The sequence below is a fragment of the Shewanella sp. KT0246 genome, from assembly GCF_019654955.1.
GTDB lineage: Bacteria > Pseudomonadota > Gammaproteobacteria > Enterobacterales > Shewanellaceae > Shewanella > Shewanella goraebulensis.
On the sequence record NZ_BPEV01000014.1, the window covers coordinates 60,708 to 77,882 of the forward strand.

Annotated in this window: 13 protein-coding genes; 4 read left to right on the top strand and 9 right to left on the bottom strand. The window is 40.7% G+C overall.

Annotated features, from left to right (window positions below; translation table 11 throughout):
• Window positions 1–273: 273 nt before the first annotated feature.
• The 6 genes from ispH to murJ form a co-directional block, all read right to left on the bottom strand.
• Window positions 274–1,233: a 4-hydroxy-3-methylbut-2-enyl diphosphate reductase gene (gene ispH / locus K5Q58_RS08790; protein WP_220753567.1), complete on the bottom strand. Its 960-nt coding sequence runs from the start codon at window positions 1,231–1,233 to the stop codon at window positions 274–276.
• 1 nt (window position 1,234) lies between these two features.
• The gene (gene fkpB, locus K5Q58_RS08795; protein WP_259651297.1) at window positions 1,235–1,669 is read right to left on the bottom strand and encodes an FKBP-type peptidyl-prolyl cis-trans isomerase; all 435 of its coding nucleotides are present in this window, start codon (window positions 1,667–1,669) and stop codon (window positions 1,235–1,237) included.
• Window positions 1,670–1,680: 11 nt separating this feature from the next.
• Window positions 1,681–2,178: a signal peptidase II gene (gene lspA, locus K5Q58_RS08800; protein WP_220753568.1), complete on the bottom strand. Its 498-nt coding sequence runs from the start codon at window positions 2,176–2,178 to the stop codon at window positions 1,681–1,683.
• Between the two features lie 9 nt (window positions 2,179–2,187).
• On the bottom strand, window positions 2,188–5,010 hold the full coding sequence (gene ileS, locus K5Q58_RS08805) for an isoleucine--tRNA ligase (RefSeq protein ID WP_220753569.1): 2,823 nt from the start codon (window positions 5,008–5,010) through the stop codon (window positions 2,188–2,190).
• A 32-nt stretch (window positions 5,011–5,042) separates the two neighbouring features.
• Complete coding sequence (gene ribF, locus K5Q58_RS08810; protein ID WP_220753570.1) at window positions 5,043–5,978, bottom strand: bifunctional riboflavin kinase/FAD synthetase; 936 nt, start codon at window positions 5,976–5,978, stop codon at window positions 5,043–5,045.
• Window positions 5,979–6,042: 64 nt separating this feature from the next.
• A complete protein-coding gene (gene murJ, locus K5Q58_RS08815; protein ID WP_220753571.1) occupies window positions 6,043–7,602 on the bottom strand; it encodes a murein biosynthesis integral membrane protein MurJ in 1,560 nt (519 codons plus the stop codon).
• 255 nt (window positions 7,603–7,857) lie between these two features.
• On the opposite strand from murJ, the gene rpsT reads away from it, so the two are divergent.
• Window positions 7,858–8,124: a 30S ribosomal protein S20 gene (gene rpsT / locus K5Q58_RS08820; protein ID WP_102529664.1), complete on the top strand. Its 267-nt coding sequence runs from the start codon at window positions 7,858–7,860 to the stop codon at window positions 8,122–8,124.
• A 215-nt stretch (window positions 8,125–8,339) separates the two neighbouring features.
• Here the strand turns inward: rpsT and K5Q58_RS08825 are convergent, their stop codons facing one another.
• A complete protein-coding gene (locus tag K5Q58_RS08825; RefSeq protein WP_102529665.1) occupies window positions 8,340–8,636 on the bottom strand; it encodes a metalloregulator ArsR/SmtB family transcription factor in 297 nt (98 codons plus the stop codon).
• A 135-nt stretch (window positions 8,637–8,771) separates the two neighbouring features.
• On the opposite strand from K5Q58_RS08825, the gene K5Q58_RS08830 reads away from it, so the two are divergent.
• A complete protein-coding gene (locus K5Q58_RS08830; RefSeq protein WP_220753572.1) occupies window positions 8,772–10,217 on the top strand; it encodes a M28 family metallopeptidase in 1,446 nt (481 codons plus the stop codon).
• A 96-nt stretch (window positions 10,218–10,313) separates the two neighbouring features.
• Here the strand turns inward: K5Q58_RS08830 and yaaA are convergent, their stop codons facing one another.
• Together yaaA and K5Q58_RS08840 are read right to left on the bottom strand one after the other, a co-directional pair.
• Window positions 10,314–11,093, bottom strand: coding sequence for a peroxide stress protein YaaA (yaaA, locus tag K5Q58_RS08835; RefSeq protein WP_220753573.1), 780 nt, complete (start codon window positions 11,091–11,093; stop codon window positions 10,314–10,316).
• Window positions 11,094–11,252: 159 nt separating this feature from the next.
• A complete protein-coding gene (locus K5Q58_RS08840) occupies window positions 11,253–12,689 on the bottom strand; it encodes a sodium:alanine symporter family protein (RefSeq protein WP_220753615.1) in 1,437 nt (478 codons plus the stop codon).
• Between the two features lie 548 nt (window positions 12,690–13,237).
• Here K5Q58_RS08840 and K5Q58_RS08845 point away from each other — a divergent pair.
• Window positions 13,238–15,604: a phosphoketolase family protein gene (locus tag K5Q58_RS08845; protein ID WP_220753574.1), complete on the top strand. Its 2,367-nt coding sequence runs from the start codon at window positions 13,238–13,240 to the stop codon at window positions 15,602–15,604.
• A gap of 294 nt (window positions 15,605–15,898) precedes the next feature.
• Entirely contained in the window at window positions 15,899–17,002 is a 1,104-nt protein-coding gene (locus tag K5Q58_RS08850; protein WP_220753575.1) for an OmpA family protein, read from the top strand.
• The last annotated feature ends 173 nt before the right edge of the window (window positions 17,003–17,175 follow it).

Below are 17,175 nucleotides of genomic sequence, written 5' to 3' on the forward strand. Positions count from 1 at the left end.
CCATCAATTGCCACATTTTTGACATAGCAATCTAATATAATTTGTTTAAAATCCTTAGCTTATACACAAAGTACTATATTGACTATAATTAGTCGAGCAAGATGTAGCTAAAAGGTTACTTATTGTATATTAAATATTAGCTAAAGATTAATTTTCCCGATCTATTAAGTATAGCTCAATAAATAGCCCTGTAGCTGCAGGCATAAAAAAACCGTAAGCCTAATAGGTTTACGGTTTTAATCTAGTCAGTTGTATGGGCTAACTATTAAGTTACTACCTTAATTCTGCTGGGACAGCGAAGACAGTATCTTCTTTTCGCCCTTCTACTTCAGTTATTACTGAAGGCTCAAATTTAGCGATAGCATCGACAACTTGTTGCACCAAAACTTCAGGTGCTGAAGCTCCTGCGGTCACAGCAACTTTTGCGACCCCGTCAAACCATGTATCTTCGACATCTGCAGCAGTATCAACAAGGTAAGCTTTAGTACCTGTTTTTTCTGCTAACTCTCGTAATCGGTTTGAGTTAGAACTGTTTTTAGACCCAACAACAATAAACAAGTCTGCGTCAGAAGACATAGTTCTTACAGCATCTTGACGGTTTTGTGTTGCGTAACAAATATCATCTTTACGTGGCCCCTCAATAGACGGGAACTTAGCCTTTAATGCTTCAATAATATCTAACGTGTCATCAACAGATAATGTCGTCTGAGTAACAAAGCATAAGTTTTCAGGGTTGTTAACTTCTAGTTTAGCGACACTTTCTGGCGACTCCACTAAATAAACCCCACCTTCCGCATTGTCATATTGGCCCATCGTCCCTTCAACTTCCGGATGCCCTTCATGACCAATCAGAATACATTCGATTCCCTTTCTGCTTGCTCGAGTGACTTGTAAGTGTACTTTTGTCACTAAAGGACAAGTTGCATCAAAAACCTTTAAACCACGGTCTTTCGCTTCTTTACGCACAGCCTGAGACACACCATGAGCGCTAAATATTACAATACTATCGTCAGGGACTTGCTCAAGCTCATCGACAAAAATAGCGCCGCGATCTTTTAAGTTTTCAACTACATATCGGTTATGTACAACCTCATGACGCACATATATTGGCGGTTCAAATAACTCTAAAGCCCGCTCAACAATGCTAATTGCACGGTCAACGCCCGCACAAAAACCTCTTGGGTTAGCAAGTAAAATATTAAGTTCTGGAGACGTCGGATCAACTTTAAGCATCTTAAAGCACCTCTACCACATCGAGTTCGAAAGTGACTTTCTGGCCTGCTAATGGATGATTTAAATCAACAGTAATTGAATCACCAGCTATTTCTCGCACCATACCAGGTATTTCGCTACCGCCAGGGCCGCCAAAACTAACAATTACTCCCGGCTCAAGTTCCATATCTGCAGGAAAACGACTTCTATCCATGTGATGAATCGCATCTGGATTTGATTCACCGAACGCATCTGCAGGTTCCAAAGTAAAATTGTGTTTATCACCAAGTTGTAATGCAATAATCTCGGCTTCAAATGCAGGGCTTAAGCTACCATCACCGACGTTAAACCTTGCTGGTTTGCCAGATGACTTAGTGCTATCAGCAGTAGAACCATCTTCAAGAATAATATTCATATGACATAGAATTGAACGAGATGAAGCTTGTTGTTCTGACAAAGTAATTCTCCCTAACTTTCTTTCGCTGGCTGTTCTGGCTTAAATGAATCCCAAATAATCAACACCGCACCAATAAAAATACCTGCGTCCGCAATATTAAACGCTGGGTAATGGCTAGTATTCCAATAGAAATCAATAAAATCGACAACATAGCCATGCATTAAGCGATCAACTAAGTTACCAATAGCGCCACCAATGATCAGGGTATAGGCTAAATTGGTTCGCCAAAGCGAAGATGATTGCTTACGTAACCAAACGGTCAGAAGTGTACTAAAGCCAATAGCAATAATAGTAAATAACCATCGTTGCCAGCCACCCGCTTCACTTAAAAAGCTAAAAGCAGCGCCGTAATTACGGACATAGGTAAAGTTGAAAAAAGGTAAAAGCTGTATGGATTCATACAGCTCGAAATTTAATAACACCCATTGCTTAGATAGCTGATCAGCAAAAAATACTAATACAGCTACCCAATACCAACGAATGCCACTTTCTTTCCAAGTAAGAGGCATTATTAGTCCTTAAGCAAAGTCACGATGTTCGCCATCGCCTTCAATGTTTGTTACGCAGCGTCCACATAATGTGGAATGTGACTCGATAGTGCCGACATCTTCACTGTAGTGCCAACAGCGGTCACACTTCTGTGCACTGCTTTTCGCAACCATTAACTTAAGTGAAGCAAGCTCTGTTTCAATCGCATCAGTCGGTGCACTTTCTACTGTTTCAACATCTGTTTTTGAAGTCAGTAATACAAAGCGTAATTCATTATCAACTTTTGCTAACTGAGCAGCTAATTCGCTATCGGCATATAAGGTCACTTCAGCTTCTAAAGAGCCACCAATACGTTTGTCACGACGGGCTTGCTCAAGCACTTTGTTCACTTCATTACGAACAGTCAGTAACTGCTGCCAGTAATCATCACTTAAATCGCCATCTAATGTGACTGATTCAAGCCCTTGATACCATTCTTCAGTGAATACAAACTCAGTTCGTTCGCCTGGTAATAATTTCCAGATTTCATCAGCAGTAAAGCTTAGTACTGGCGCAATCCAACGAACCATCGCTTCAGCAATATGGTAAAGCGCTGATTGACAGCTACGACGAGCGTGACCATCTTGCTTCGCTGTGTACTGGCGATCTTTAATAATATCTAAGTAAAAGCTACCTAACTCAACTGAACAGAATTGCATTAACTTCTGAGTCACTGAGTGGAAGTTATATTGCTCGTAAGCTTCAATTATTTCACTTTGAAGCGCGGCTGCACGACGTACAACCCAGCGATCAAGTGATACCATATCTTCAGTCGCAATCATGTCAGTTTCTGGATTAAAGCCATTCAAGTTAGCTAATAAGAAACGCGCTGTGTTACGAATACGGCGATATGAATCAGCACTACGATTTAGAATTTCATCAGAAACCGTCATTTCACCGCTGTAATCAGTAGCAGCTACCCATAAACGAAGAATATCTGCACCTAGTTTATTGATCACTTGAAGTGGCGCGATGACGTTACCAACAGATTTCGACATCTTGCGGCCTTTACCATCAACGGTAAAACCATGGGTTAATACTTGCTTGTATGGTGCTTTACCATTCATAGCAGTAGAAATCATGAGTGAAGACATAAACCAACCACGATGTTGATCGCTACCTTCAAGGTATAAATCAATGTCATGGCCTTGGAATTCAGGTCGTGATGCAACAACTGATGAGAAAGTTGAACCAGAGTCATACCAAACGTCTAAAGTATCAGTTACTTTACGGTATTGCTCAGCTTCATCGCCAATCAGCTCACTGATTTCAAGATCCCACCACGCTTGGATGCCTTCTTGCTCAATGCGATGGGCAACACGTTCCATAATAGCAACGCTATCAGGGTGTAACTCATCGGTTTCACGGTTAACCAATAATGTGATTGGTACGCCCCAAGTACGTTGGCGTGAAATACACCAGTCAGGACGGTTCTCAACCATTTTTTCAATACGGCTTTGACCCCAATCAGGGATCCATTGAGTTTGCTCAATTTCACCCAATGCTTGCTTACGTAAACCATGGTTATCCATCGAGATAAACCATTGCGGTGTAGCGCGGAAAATAATGGGGGTTTTGTGGCGCCAACAGTGCGGGTAACTATGGCGATAAGCCACATGATGTAATAGTTGACCTTTTTCTTCTAACAGCTCAACAACACTCTTGTTCGCTTTAAATACGTGTTGACCAGCAAAGAATTCAGTATCAGCTTTGTATACACCGTTATCACCAACTGGATTGGCAACTTCTAATCCATACTTTTGACCAACAACGTAATCGTCTTGACCGTGGCCAGGAGCGGTATGAACAACACCAGTACCTGCTTCAGTTGTTACGTGGTCACCTAAAATTGCCGGCACATCAAATGCTGACAAAGGATGGTTAAAGCGGAGCAGCTCAAGTTCAGCGCCTTTGGCTGTACCAATAACGGTATGGCTTTCAGCTTCAAATCTAGCCAGACACGACTCAACTAACACTTCAGCTAAAATGAGAGTTTTAGTCACGCCATCTTTAACAAATTCAACCAAACTATAATCAAGCTCAGGGCTTAGGCATAACGCGCGGTTAGCTGGAATAGTCCAAGGCGTCGTTGTCCAAATTACAGCTGAAATCGTTGATGTATAACCTTCAACACCAAACTTGGCAGCAACTGCAGTAGGCTCTACCGCATCAAAAGCAACATCGATTGCTGGTGATGTTTTGTCTTCGTATTCAACTTCTGCTTCAGCAAGAGCTGAACCACAGTCAGTACACCAATGAACAGGCTTTACACCTTTGTGTAAATGGCCACTGTCGATAACTTTTGAAAGTGAACGAACAATGTTCGCTTCAGTGCTGTAATCCATCGTTAAATATGGGTTATGCCAGTCACCTAATACGCCTAAACGAATAAAGTCATCACGCTGACCGTCAACTTGTTTAGCGGCATACTTACGGCATTCAGCGCGGAACTCAGCAGCTGAAATCTTCTGGCCTGGCTTGCCTACTTTTTTCTCTACCATCAATTCGATCGGTAAACCGTGACAATCCCAACCTGGAACGTATGGCGCGTCAAAGCCTGCCATCGTTTTAGATTTGATGATGATGTCTTTTAAAATTTTGTTTACTGAGTGACCGATATGGATATTGCCATTCGCGTACGGAGGGCCATCATGTAAAATGAATGGTTTTCGTCCAATACGACTATCACGAATCTTTTGGTAAAGTTCGTTTTGAGTCCAACGGTTTAACATTTCTGGCTCACGATTAGCCAGATTACCGCGCATCGGAAAATCTGTTTCCGGCAAATTCAACGTAGATTTATAGTCGGTCATTGATCCTATACCATTAATTGGGCTGATTTATTTCAACCTGCATCATTGCCAAATAAAGCTTTTGCTTCATTTGCATCATTCAAAATTTGTTTTTTCAGTGCTTCCAATGATTCGAACGGATGTTCATCACGGATTTTTGCCACCAATTCTACTTCAACACGTTTACTGTATAAGTCACCGTCGAAATCAAATAAGTGCACTTCTAGCTGGCAGACTTGCCCATCAACTGTTGGTCTAAACCCAACATTGGCAACGCCCTCATAAATATCACTGTCATCCCAATACATTTTAACTGCAAACACACCGCGAACAGGTGAGACCTTACGTTTCAAGGCAATATTTGCTGTTGGAAAACCTATGGTTCTTCCTAACTTTTGACCGTGAGCAACACGGCCTGTTAACACAAAGGGGTGGCCTAATAATCTTCTTGCATGCTCTAAATTACCTAAAGCAAGTTGTTCTCTTACCGCTGTTGAGCTCACTCTTATAGAGCCTAAAATAAAGCTCTGTGTGCTAACAACCGTAAATCCAAACTTTTTACCTGCGGCTACCAGCATTTCAAAAGTGCCAGTTCTGTTTTTACCAAAGCAAAAATCATCCCCAACAACTAAATACTTAACGCCGAGTTTTTTAACGAGTAAATCTTCAATAAACTGCTCAGCAGGTTGATTGGCAAAATGACTATTAAAATTAACACAAAGCAGGCGATCAATATTGAGCTCATCAAGTAAACTAATTTTATCCCGTAGCAAACTAATTCTTGCTGGGGCATCTTGCTGACGGAAAAGCTCTTGTGGTTGAGGTTCAAACGTCATCACTACAGCAGGTAGCTGAAAATGCTTTGCCTTATTAACTAAGTTATTAAGCACTTGCGCATGACCACGATGCACACCATCAAAGTTACCAATAGTGAGCACGCACCCATGATGCGAAGGTAAAATATTGTGTATACCGCGGATTAGTTCCATTACGCCAATTAACTGCTACTGTAAATCGGCTGATTATATACTAGATAGATTCGATAATCAGCATTCATGATTGACGTTTCATCTTCCAAGGTCTCAGCCCCATTAATACCAAGCTCAATAAATAAACACCAGCCCCTGAACCGATGAGTTTAAGCAGGGTTACCACTTTGACCATCATCGACATTTCTAGCCACAATAATTGCGCGGGTAAAGTATAAATAAGCATTACAGCCATTATCGCGGTAGCAAGCACTATCTTTAAGAAAAATACTAATGTGGCACGACTAAATCGGTACACTCCTGCAATATGAAGTCCTCGATATAATAAAACCGCATTGAGTAAAGCAGACATAGAAGTCGCAATAGCAAGACCAACATAACCAAAAGGGATGGCGAAAATAATGTTAAACACCATATTGCTAATCATGGCGATAATGCCGTATTTAACAGGAGTTTTAGTATCCTGACGTGAAAAATATCCCGGAGCTAGAACTTTGATCATCATAAAGCTAAGTAAGCCACAACCATATGCAACTAAACTGTATGAGGCCATTTCAACATCTGTCACTGAAAAGGCACCGCGCATAAATAACACCATAAGCATCGGCTGAGCTAAAATAATTAACCCTAACATCGCTGGCGCGCCAAGTAGTAAAATCGCTCTAACGCCCCAGTCCATGGTATCGCTAAAATCTGTTCCCTTTGCATCAACATGCTTTTTAGATAATGCCGGTAATATAACCGTTGCAATAGCAATACCAAACAACCCTAATGGGAACTCGAGCAACCTGTCTGAGTAATAAAGCCAACTTATTGAGCCTGTCATCAAGAATGAGGCAATAAAGGTATCGAACAGTAAGTTAATTTGAGAAACCGACACCCCGAATAATGCAGGTATCATTAGCGTTCTAATTTTTACAACGCCAGGGTGATTCCATCCCCAAGAAGGTTTAACTAACGCATTTTCGCGTAATAAAAATGGCAGTTGAAATAAAAACTGCACTAAACCACCTGTAAATACGCCCCACGCTAATGCCAGCTCAGGTTGTTGCATTGCTGGCGCAAAATAAAGTGCTGCAACAATAATCGTAATGTTTAAAAAAACAGGTGTAAAAGCAGATACTGCAAATTTGCCACGGGTATTCAGAATTGAACCTGCTAAAGCGGTCAATGTAATAAACCATAAATACGGAAAAGTAATTTTAAGCATTAATGATGCAAGCTCAAACTTGTCAGCATCAGGGCCATCATTTAGCCAGTCATAAAACCAACCACCTGCAAATAGCGCTGCAAGAATGGGCGAGGCAATTACACCTAATAAAGTAACCACGCTGACAATGCCCCCAAGCGTACCTGCAACTTTAGCAAGTAACTCTCTGGTTTCTTCAGGGGTGTGTTTTTGTTGATATTCAGTGAGCACAGGCACAAACGCCTGTGCAAATGCACCTTCAGCAAACAGTCGACGTAAAAAATTGGGGATTTTATTGGCAAAAATAAACACATCAGCGCTACTACCTGCGCCCATCAAGTTTGCTATTACCACATCTCTTATCAGGCCTAATACTCTTGATACCAATGTCATCACACTGACAATTGCACCTGATTTTAATAGCTTTTTACTCAAGCACCCCTCCATAGCAGTTTGCTAATGAATTATTAAACGCGGATATATCTCAATTTTTCAATTCTAATGCTGTTTATGCAATACAAGAACTGGTAGAATGCGCCACATCTTACACGAGTTGGGTTGAAGATAACCGAGCAAGGTAGTTTTATTTGTCTTTTTGAGGATATTTCTGCCATATTCATTGACAAAATGAATAAAAGCAGGCATATTCCTCGCCCTCAAAGTATTAATCCCAGTTTTAGGAGTTGCACCTTGGCTAATAGCAAGTCTGCAAAGAAGCGCGCGCTTCAATCTGAAAAACGTCGTCAGCATAATGCTAGTCGTCGTTCAATGTTACGTACATACGTTAAACGTGTTATCGCTGCTATCCAGAGCGGTGACCACAAAGCGGCTACAGAAGCATTCGCAGAAGCACAACCAATTGTTGACCGTATGGCGACTAAAGGCCTTATTCACAAGAATAAAGCTGCTCGTCAAAAGGCACGTCTAAACACAAGAATCAAAGCAATCGCTGCTTAATTTTGTGATTTAGTCTTTAAAAAACCGGCTTAGGCCGGTTTTTTTATGTCTGAAATTTGTCTCAGTCTAGCAATCCCTGCCTATCTTCAAACTCTCACCTAAGTTCAGATTCAACCCCAAGCGATTCATTAAAGATTTAACAAAAAAAACGCCTTAATCATTACTTACATAGTGTAAGCATAATTAAGACGCTTTTAGCATGCCCAACTTTGCCATTAGTGGCAGTATAAGTTGTCCAATACTTTGATTAACTCACGTACTTCTTCACTTTTCAGCGAATAGAAAACAGTTTGGGCTTCTTTACGTGTACAAACGAGATTGTCTTTTCTTAGCCAAGCTAAATGCTGCGATAATGCAGATTGGCTTAGACCTAGTTTTTTGTTCATCTCACCAACGCACATTTCACCTTCATTAAGCAAATGACACAAAATAAACAGACGACGTTCATTTGCTAGTGCTTTCAGCATTACTACAGCATGATCTGCACGCTGTTGCATTAATTCAATATTCATCACGCGCTTGGTTCTCCTCAATCATCTCCTTGGCTAATATAGCCTTCCCTAACAAATAGGGCAGCGACATGAAGCACACTTTTTGGTAGATTGTTTTTAAAAGTGAGACTTAGCTAATAAAAATGAAGGAAACTCATGAAAAACTACAATAAGACTCTCTGCGCTGCGACGATTTTTACAGCAATATCAGGTTGTCAGAACTATACAAATGATACACAAGTAACAAATGCAACTAATGTAGAAAACACTAACAACAATCAAATTAGTCAAACGTTAGCTCAAAAAGCTTTAGCTTCTTCATTGGGTTATGACATTGTTGAGTCATTAACTGTAGAAGTCGGTCCTAGATTGGCGGGTTCAGAGAAAGATATCATTGCGGTTAACTGGGCAATGAATAAACTAGAATCTTTAGGGTTTGATAAAGTTTACAAAGAATCTGTTCAAGTACCAGCTTGGTCTCGTGGCAGCGCCAAAGCATCAATTATAGCCCCTTTTGAGCAACCTCTTGTTATCAGTGCCTTGGGTGGTAGTGTCGCGACACCAACAGATGGCTTAGAAGCCCAAATTATTAGGTTTGATACCCTCGCTGATTTACAAGCTGCAGATCCTGAAGCTGTAAAAGGCAAAATTGCTTTTATTGACCATAAAACAGAAAGGCATATCAGCGGTAAGGGTTATGGTCAATCCGTAGGCGGACGTTCAAGAGGCGCTGTAGCCGCTGCTGAAAAAGGGGCTGTGGCCGTAGTCATTCGCTCAATTGGAACAGATCATGACCGTATGGCCCATACTGGCATGATGCGTTACAAAGAAGGTGTTGCTAAAATTCCCGCTGCAGCGCTTTCAGCACCCGATGCTGACATGATCAATTCAATGCTAAAGCGTGATAGCAACATCACGTTATCTTTAAACTTAAGCTCTAAAAATTTAGGCGTTGCCACTTCATATAATGTGATAGCTGAAGTCACCGGAAGCAATAAGCCAGATGAAGTAGTGTTAATTGGTGCTCATCTTGATTCTTGGGATGAAGGGACTGGCGCAATTGATGATGGTGCAGGCGTCGCAATCGTCACCGCTGCAGCTAAACTAATTCAAGATCTGCCACAAAAGCCGGCTAGAACAATCAGAGTGGTGTTATATGCAGCTGAAGAGGTCGGACTCGTGGGCGGTAAAGCTTACGCAAAGCAGCACGCGAATGAATTAACTAAGCACTATATCGCTGCAGAGTCAGATTTTGGCGCTGGAGAAATTTATCAAATAGACTTTAATGTCAATCCTGCAGTGTTCGAGCAAGTAAAGGCCGAACACAGTGCGATGACAATTAATGGCGTTAAGCTTGGTAATAATAAAGCAACTGGCGGCCCTGACGTATCAATGATGCCTTCATTAGGTGTCCCTGTTGCATCACTAAGACAAGACGGTACGGATTACTTCGACTATCATCACACGCCGAATGACACGCTAGATAAAATTGATCCTAAAGCGTTAGCGCAAAATGTCGCAGCCTATGCGCAATTCGCTTATATCATGGCGCAGTCAGAATTAGATTTGCGTCCGCTAGCTAAAAAAGAAGATAAAAAGTAGCAAAGCTCACTTTACTTAAAGTATAAAAAAAGCAGCTAATAAGCTGCTTTTTTTTATTCGGTTTTCAAACCTATTCTTTTCTGTAAAAAAATTAACCTACTGGTTTCTTTCTTCACGTAAAAAAACTGGAGAAGCAGGCGTCGATAGCTCTTCACTATAATAATAACCATCGGCGTCAAATTGTTGAATCCCAGCTAACGTATTAATGCCATTATCAATTAAATATCTCGCCATTAGGCCGCGGGCTTTTTTAGCATAAAAACTAATTACCTTATATTGACCATTTTTACAGTCTTTAAAAGCCGGGGTGATTAATGTCGCTTTTAATTGCTTTGGTTTTACAGCTTTAAAATATTCGTTTGAGGCTAAATTTACAATAATGTCGTCAGATTGCTCTGTAACCGCGGCATTAATTTCATCAGTGATAACCTCACCCCAAAATGCATAAAGGTTTTTACCTTTTGAGTTAGCTAAACTGGTGCCCATTTCTAAGCGGTATGCCTGCATTAAATCAAGCGGCTTTAACAGCCCATATAAACCAGAAAGAATGCGCAGATGTTGCTGAGCTTTATTAATTTGCTGCTCTGTCATTGAGTCAGCATCAAGCCCAGTATAAACATCCCCTCTAAATGCAAACATGGCTTGCTTGGCGTTATCAAGGTTGAAGTTAGGTTGCCATTCACTAAACCTTGCCGCGTTTAAGCCTGCAATCTTATCACTGACTTTCATTAATGAAGCAATATCTACTGGGGTAAGTTCGCGACAAACTTCAATCAATTGCTGACTATGATCTAATAAAGTGGGTTGAGTAAATGACGAGGTCTTAGCTGCGGTATCGAAATCTAAGGTTTTTGCTGGAGAAACTAATACTAACATCGTTAACTATCCTATTAAGCCATACAGTATTCAACTTTAATACTTCCTATGATACTGGGCTGAATAAAAAAAACCATGCAATAAATGCATGGTTTTTTAGATTGTACTAATAGAGTTTAGTGTTCACTCATTAAAGTGGACTCTATCAATCCTTTTAATCTACTTGTCAGATTCAACTGGCTTATTTTTCCAGATGCCATCTTCAAGCTGTTCAGCAAGCTCAGGGAACTTATCTGTATCGAAAACTGGTTCTTCTCCAGCTTTAACTTGTTGGCGATAATCGTTAATCACTCGAACTGCTAGACCAGATAATAATAGTAAGGCAATGACATTCACCAGTGCCATTAAGCCCATAGATACATCTGCTAGGTTCCATACGATATTAATTTTTGCAATAGCACCAAACATCACCATACCTAAAACCGCTAAGCGGAATAACGGTAATGCACCTTTCTTATTGCCAGAAAGATACATTACGTTGGTTTCTGCGTATGAATAGTTAGCAATAATAGAAGTGAAACAGAACAGTAAAATGGCAAAAGCAATGAACGCACCGCCCCAATCACCAACATGGGAAGATAACGCATTAATTGTCATCCCAATACCATCACCACTACCGGCAGCATCGCCAGACAATAGAATAATCGCAGCGGTTGCAGTACAAATTACAATAGTGTCAAAGAAAACACCCATCATTTGCATATAACCTTGTGATGCCGGGTGATTTGGATTTGGTGAAGCACTCGCCGCAATATTGGCAGCACTACCCATACCCGCTTCGTTTGAGAACAGACCACGTGCAATACCTGCTTGCATAGCTTGAGCGATACTGTAAGCAACCGCACCACCAGCGGCTTCTTGCCAGCCAAATGCACTTTTAATAACCAAAGTGAAGACTGCTGGTAATTGCTCAACATTCATCAAGACAACGACAAATGCAATCGCAATGTAGGCTAGCGCCATGATAGGTACGATAACCTCAGACACTTTAGCAACCTTCTTAAGGCCACCCATAATCACTACACCACTTAATATAGCGATAGCAATACCCACATAAACTGGGTCAAAACCAAATACAGCCGTCATTGCACCAGTAATAGTATTTGCTTGAACCGCATTAAATACTAAACCGAAACAGATAATCAGCAAGATTGAGAACAGGATCCCCATCCAACGCTGACCCAAACCTTTTTCCATATAGTAAGAAGGGCCGCCGCGGTATTGACCATCAGAATCTTTCACTTTATAGACTTGCGCTAAAGTAGATTCAATCATAGCAGTTGCCATACCTAATACAGCAATTGCCCACATCCAGAAGACAGCACCAGGGCCTGCCATTCCGATAGCGACAGCAACACCAGCCATGTTACCCGCGCCAACACGCGCAGCCATACTGGTACAAAATACTTGGAAGGAAGATAGACCATGACGGCCAGGACGACGGCTAATCGCTAAAATTTTGATGCCGTGTGTAAAGTGAGCTATTTGAATGAAACCTAAACGTACAGTAAAAAATAAACCTGCACCAACCAGCCCGTAAACTAACAATTTACCCCAGAGTAAATCGTTCATGAAATTCACAATCGTTTCTAACATTGCCATGCTTTATTTATTCCTTGGAATAACTTTATTTTGCAAAAAGACAGCCTGTATTGAATTACCCCAAAGGCTTGTTGCTTCAAACAAAATAAAATTATCGTATTATTTTAATAAAAACACTCAAGTTCTAAGTCAACAACCCACTAAGGCTATCTGATGACATTGAGTTTAGTGAGCGAAAATATTAGTTATTTATTATTTAGGATTTGATCGAGTTAACTTTACTTTTTTTAAGCACGAATGCCTAGCAAACTTTCTCAATTCATTATCTCTGTTTTTTCGGAGCAAAAAATTAGCATAGATGATCTGAAGCGTCAGGTGATCTTGATCACACTTATCTAATTACCAGCCTTAACCCTCATCTCAAATAACAATCTTACGCCCTTAATCGTAAAAGAATTAACATCAAATCAACCTACACCCATTTTTTTAATAAAAAGATTTAATAAAAACTTAGACAAAGACCACATTATTGCAACCGTTTTAAGAATACAGTGTTCTCATTAAAGGTTAAATAAATTTTACTTTAAACATTGAGGTCAATTATGACGCATGAAAATGAAATCACGTCGCTAAAGAAATTTGTTCGAGCTACAAACTTTCTCGCCACTTCTCAAATCTACCTAAAACAAAATGTATTATTCAAAAGAGATTTGAAACACGAAGATATTAAGCCAAGACTACTTGGTCATTGGGGAACCTGCCCTGGGATAAACTTTGTCTACGCTAACGTTAATCGCCTCATCGTCAAACATCAAAGGGACTTCATTTATCTTGTAGGTCCTGGCCATGGTTTCCCTGCAGTTCAAGCTAACTTATTTGTTGAAGGTTCATTAAGTCACTTCTATCCAGAAACCATTCCATATAATGAAGCTGGCATTGAGGATATTTGTAAAAAGTTCTCTGCAGCTTACGGTTACCCTTCTCATGCAAACCCTGAAGCGCCGGGGCAAATTCTTGAAGGAGGTGAATTAGGTTACTCACTTTCTGTTGCTTGGGGTGCTGTACTTGATAACCCAAATTTAATTGCGGCTTGTCTGGTAGGTGATGGTGAGTCAGAAACTGGGCCATTAGCAGCTTCATGGTATGCAAATCGTTTAGTAGACCCAGCTACTAATGGTGCAGTACTGCCAATCGTTCACATTAATGGTTATAAAATTTCTGGCCCGACTCGAATGGGACGTATGGATCATGAAGAACTCGATCTTGAATTCCGCGGCTTAGGCTACCACCCAATTATTGTTGATGATGAGCTTGAAGAAGATGTGTTCGTCCAAATGTCGAATGCGATGGACTTGTCTTACGAAATGATCAACGACATTCAAACTCGTGCTCGCAATGGCGAAGATGTTTGTAAACCTCGCTGGCCTGTTATTTTAATGCGTACAGCTAAAGGTTGGACTGGTACAGCAGAACATGGCGGTAAAAAACTAGAAGGTAACTGCGAATCACATCAAGTTATCGTTAATAAGTGCGCCACTGACGCAAGTCATTTAACCGCGTTAAACGAATGGTTAGACAGTTATAAGTTTGACGAATTGTGTGAAATCAATACTGAAGGTCAAATTACCTTTGATAAAGATATCCAATCACTTATTCCACCTAAGCACTTATGCTGCGGTCGCCAACATTTAAGCTACGGCGGTGAAGTCGTTCGCGCTCTTGCTCAGCCTGATCTTAAAAAACTAAGTTATGGCCCTGAAACTCCTCGCGGTACTCGCGGTGTTTCAATGTATAAGATGGGCGAATGGATGCGCGATGCATTTAAATTAAACCGCGATCAACGCAACCTTCGTATTTTCAGCCCAGACGAAACATACTCTAATCAATTGCAAGCGGTCTTCGAAGAAACTGACCGTGCTTGGCAATGGCCAATAAAGAGTTGGGATCAAGACATGGCTCGTGACGGCCGTGTGATTGAGCTACTCTCAGAGAACTTACTCTTTGGTATGATGCACGGTTACACTGTCACAGGTCGCCATGCAATGTTCCCGACCTACGAAGCTTTCTCTCAAGTCGTTTCATCCATGGCTGACCAATACTGTAAATATGTATATGCAAGCCAAGGGGTTCATTTCCGTAAACCTGTACCTTCTTGTAATGTGGTGCTGTCTTCATTACTAGAGCGTCAAGATCACAATGGCTACTCTCATCAAAACCCTTCTTTCTTAGGGGCAATGCTCGAGAAACACCCTGACATTATCTCTGCGTATTTACCAGCAGACGGCAACACCACTCTTACTTACACTGAACGTGCTTATGAAGACCGTGACAAGTTAAATATTCTCGTTGCAGGTAAAAAAGATTTACCTCAATGGCTATCACTTGATGAATCTCGCAAGCAAACCGAAGATGGTGTTATGGTGTGGGATTTCGCCTCAGACGAAAACCCAGATGTTGTACTTGCAGGTTGTGGCGATTACGTCACGCAGGAATGTATGGCTTCACTAGTACTAATTCGCGAATTACTGCCAAGAGTACGCATTCGATTTGTCAGTGTCACAGAATTAAACAGTAATGGTCTAGGTAGCCGAGATTTCCAAGCAAAACCTTGGATGATGGATGAAATCTTTACCGAAGATAAAGGCGTAGTATTTAACTATCATGGCTACCCTAATACGATTAAGAAGCTCGTATTTGACTATAAAGGTAGCCGCCGTTTCCGAATTAAAGGTTATGAAGAAGAAGGTTCAACAACCACACCATTCGATATGGGCGTTCGAAATGGCACATCACGCTATCATTTAGTGATTGATATGGCATACAAACTGTTCCAACAAGGTGTTATTGATGAAACTCAGCATGTGGCTATCACTACTGATATGTTGCAGCGATTAGTTGAGCACCGTAACTACATCAAAGCAAATGGTGTTGACCCACAAGAGATTGAAAACTGGGTCTGGACTCGTTAACTGAGATTATCAATACACATTCGATTAAATAAAAAGCGCCCTAGGGCGCTTTTTTAATGCCTTAAACGCCCGCATAAAAACCAAATAAACAACATCAGCACAACTTAAATAACAAAGACATTCTAATTAATAGAAACATTAATCTTTCTTACTATGGAAAACCATTGAATTTACGACGATAATTACGTTGCTGACAAAAGCATAATAGGAACACCACATAAGCGTCAGCGACGCATGTAACAAACTATTAACTTGCATGCGTTATGGTGGAGTAAAATAACAATGGACTTATACATGATGAAGAACACATTAAAAGTAGTATTACTCACCTCTATGTTACCTTTTGCTGCTTCAGCAGAACAAGAGCTAACACCGTGGTACGTAGGTGGTGGTTTAGGTATTAATAACTATGAACCTAACTGCGATCAGAAAACAATGAAAGTTTGCGGTGAAGATGACCCATATGCATGGGATGTTTTCGGTGGTTACTTATTTAACGATTACTTTGGTGTCGAGCTAGGCTACCGTGACTTAGGTCGCGCAGAATGGACCGACTACAGCAACAAACGTAACGATGTTGGCGCTAGAGGCATGACGTTAGGTTTAGCAGCATTTTTACCTATTAGCGAAAAGTGGAGTTTTTCAGCTGAAGCTGGTGCAATGAACTACCTTATTTCTAATAAGAAAAACTATAATACTGAATATTATAGTGACAGCGGCATAGCACCTTATGTTGGTGTTGGCTTTGGTTACAACTTTACCCAAAATCTAAAGCTACAAGCTAAATATCGTCGTTATGAAAACCTAGATGATGATAAATACAATACGCTCGATATGGAAAGTAACTATTGGGGACTTGAACTTAGCTACCGCTTCGGCGTAGATAAGCCAGCACCTGTCGTTGCTCCCGTTGTTGCTGCACCAATAGATTCAGATAATGATGGTGTAACAGATGATTTAGATAAATGCCCTGATACACCTTCGACCCATAAAGTTGATGCACAAGGTTGTACTATTTATGAAGACGCACCAATTTCTTCACGCTTAGAAGGCCTATTATTCGATAATGATTCTGCAGTTTTAAAACCTGAATCAAAACCGCGTATGGACAAAGCAGCGAAGTACTTAAAAGACAACCCACATACATCAGTGGTTATTGAAGGGCATGCCTCGCACGTTGGTAATTCTGATTACAATATGGAATTATCAGAGAAACGAGCTCAAGCAGTTGTAGATGCACTAGTTAATGACTACGGTATTGATGCTACTCGTTTAAAAGCTGTTGGATTTGGTGAAGATCGCCCAATCATAGAAGGCACTTCAGCGGAAGCTAACAAGCAAAACCGTCGTATTGAAGCTGTAGTCAGTGGTGCAGAAAAGCGTCCTGTACTAAAATAAAATACAATAAGTACTAAGCTTAATTGAAATAATAAAGTCGCTGCTTGCAGCGACTTTTTATTTTAAAACTTTCATTTGAATTTTAACAAACAGAATAAAGAAACCCTTACAACCACAAGGTTGTTATCGGTAACAATTTTTTTAACAAGCGGGTGAATTTGTTAAATAACTAA

Bases quoted from the DNA above. Each gene is read 5' to 3' on its own strand.
- ispH (WP_220753567.1), bottom strand. From the start codon at position 1,233: ATGCTTAAAGTTGATCCGACGTCTCCAGAACTTAATATTTTACTTGCT.
- lspA (WP_220753568.1), bottom strand. From the start codon at position 2,178: ATGCCTCTTACTTGGAAAGAAAGTGGCATTCGTTGGTATTGGGTAGCT.
- ileS (WP_220753569.1), bottom strand. From the start codon at position 5,010: ATGACCGACTATAAATCTACGTTGAATTTGCCGGAAACAGATTTTCCG.
- ribF (WP_220753570.1), bottom strand. From the start codon at position 5,978: ATGGAACTAATCCGCGGTATACACAATATTTTACCTTCGCATCATGGG.
- K5Q58_RS08825 (WP_102529665.1), bottom strand. From the start codon at position 8,636: ATGAATATTGAATTAATGCAACAGCGTGCAGATCATGCTGTAGTAATG.
- K5Q58_RS08830 (WP_220753572.1), top strand. From the start codon at position 8,772: ATGAAAAACTACAATAAGACTCTCTGCGCTGCGACGATTTTTACAGCA.
- yaaA (WP_220753573.1), bottom strand. From the start codon at position 11,093: ATGTTAGTATTAGTTTCTCCAGCAAAAACCTTAGATTTCGATACCGCA.
- K5Q58_RS08840 (WP_220753615.1), bottom strand. From the start codon at position 12,689: ATGTTAGAAACGATTGTGAATTTCATGAACGATTTACTCTGGGGTAAA.
- K5Q58_RS08845 (WP_220753574.1), top strand. From the start codon at position 13,238: ATGACGCATGAAAATGAAATCACGTCGCTAAAGAAATTTGTTCGAGCT.
- K5Q58_RS08850 (WP_220753575.1), top strand. From the start codon at position 15,899: ATGATGAAGAACACATTAAAAGTAGTATTACTCACCTCTATGTTACCT.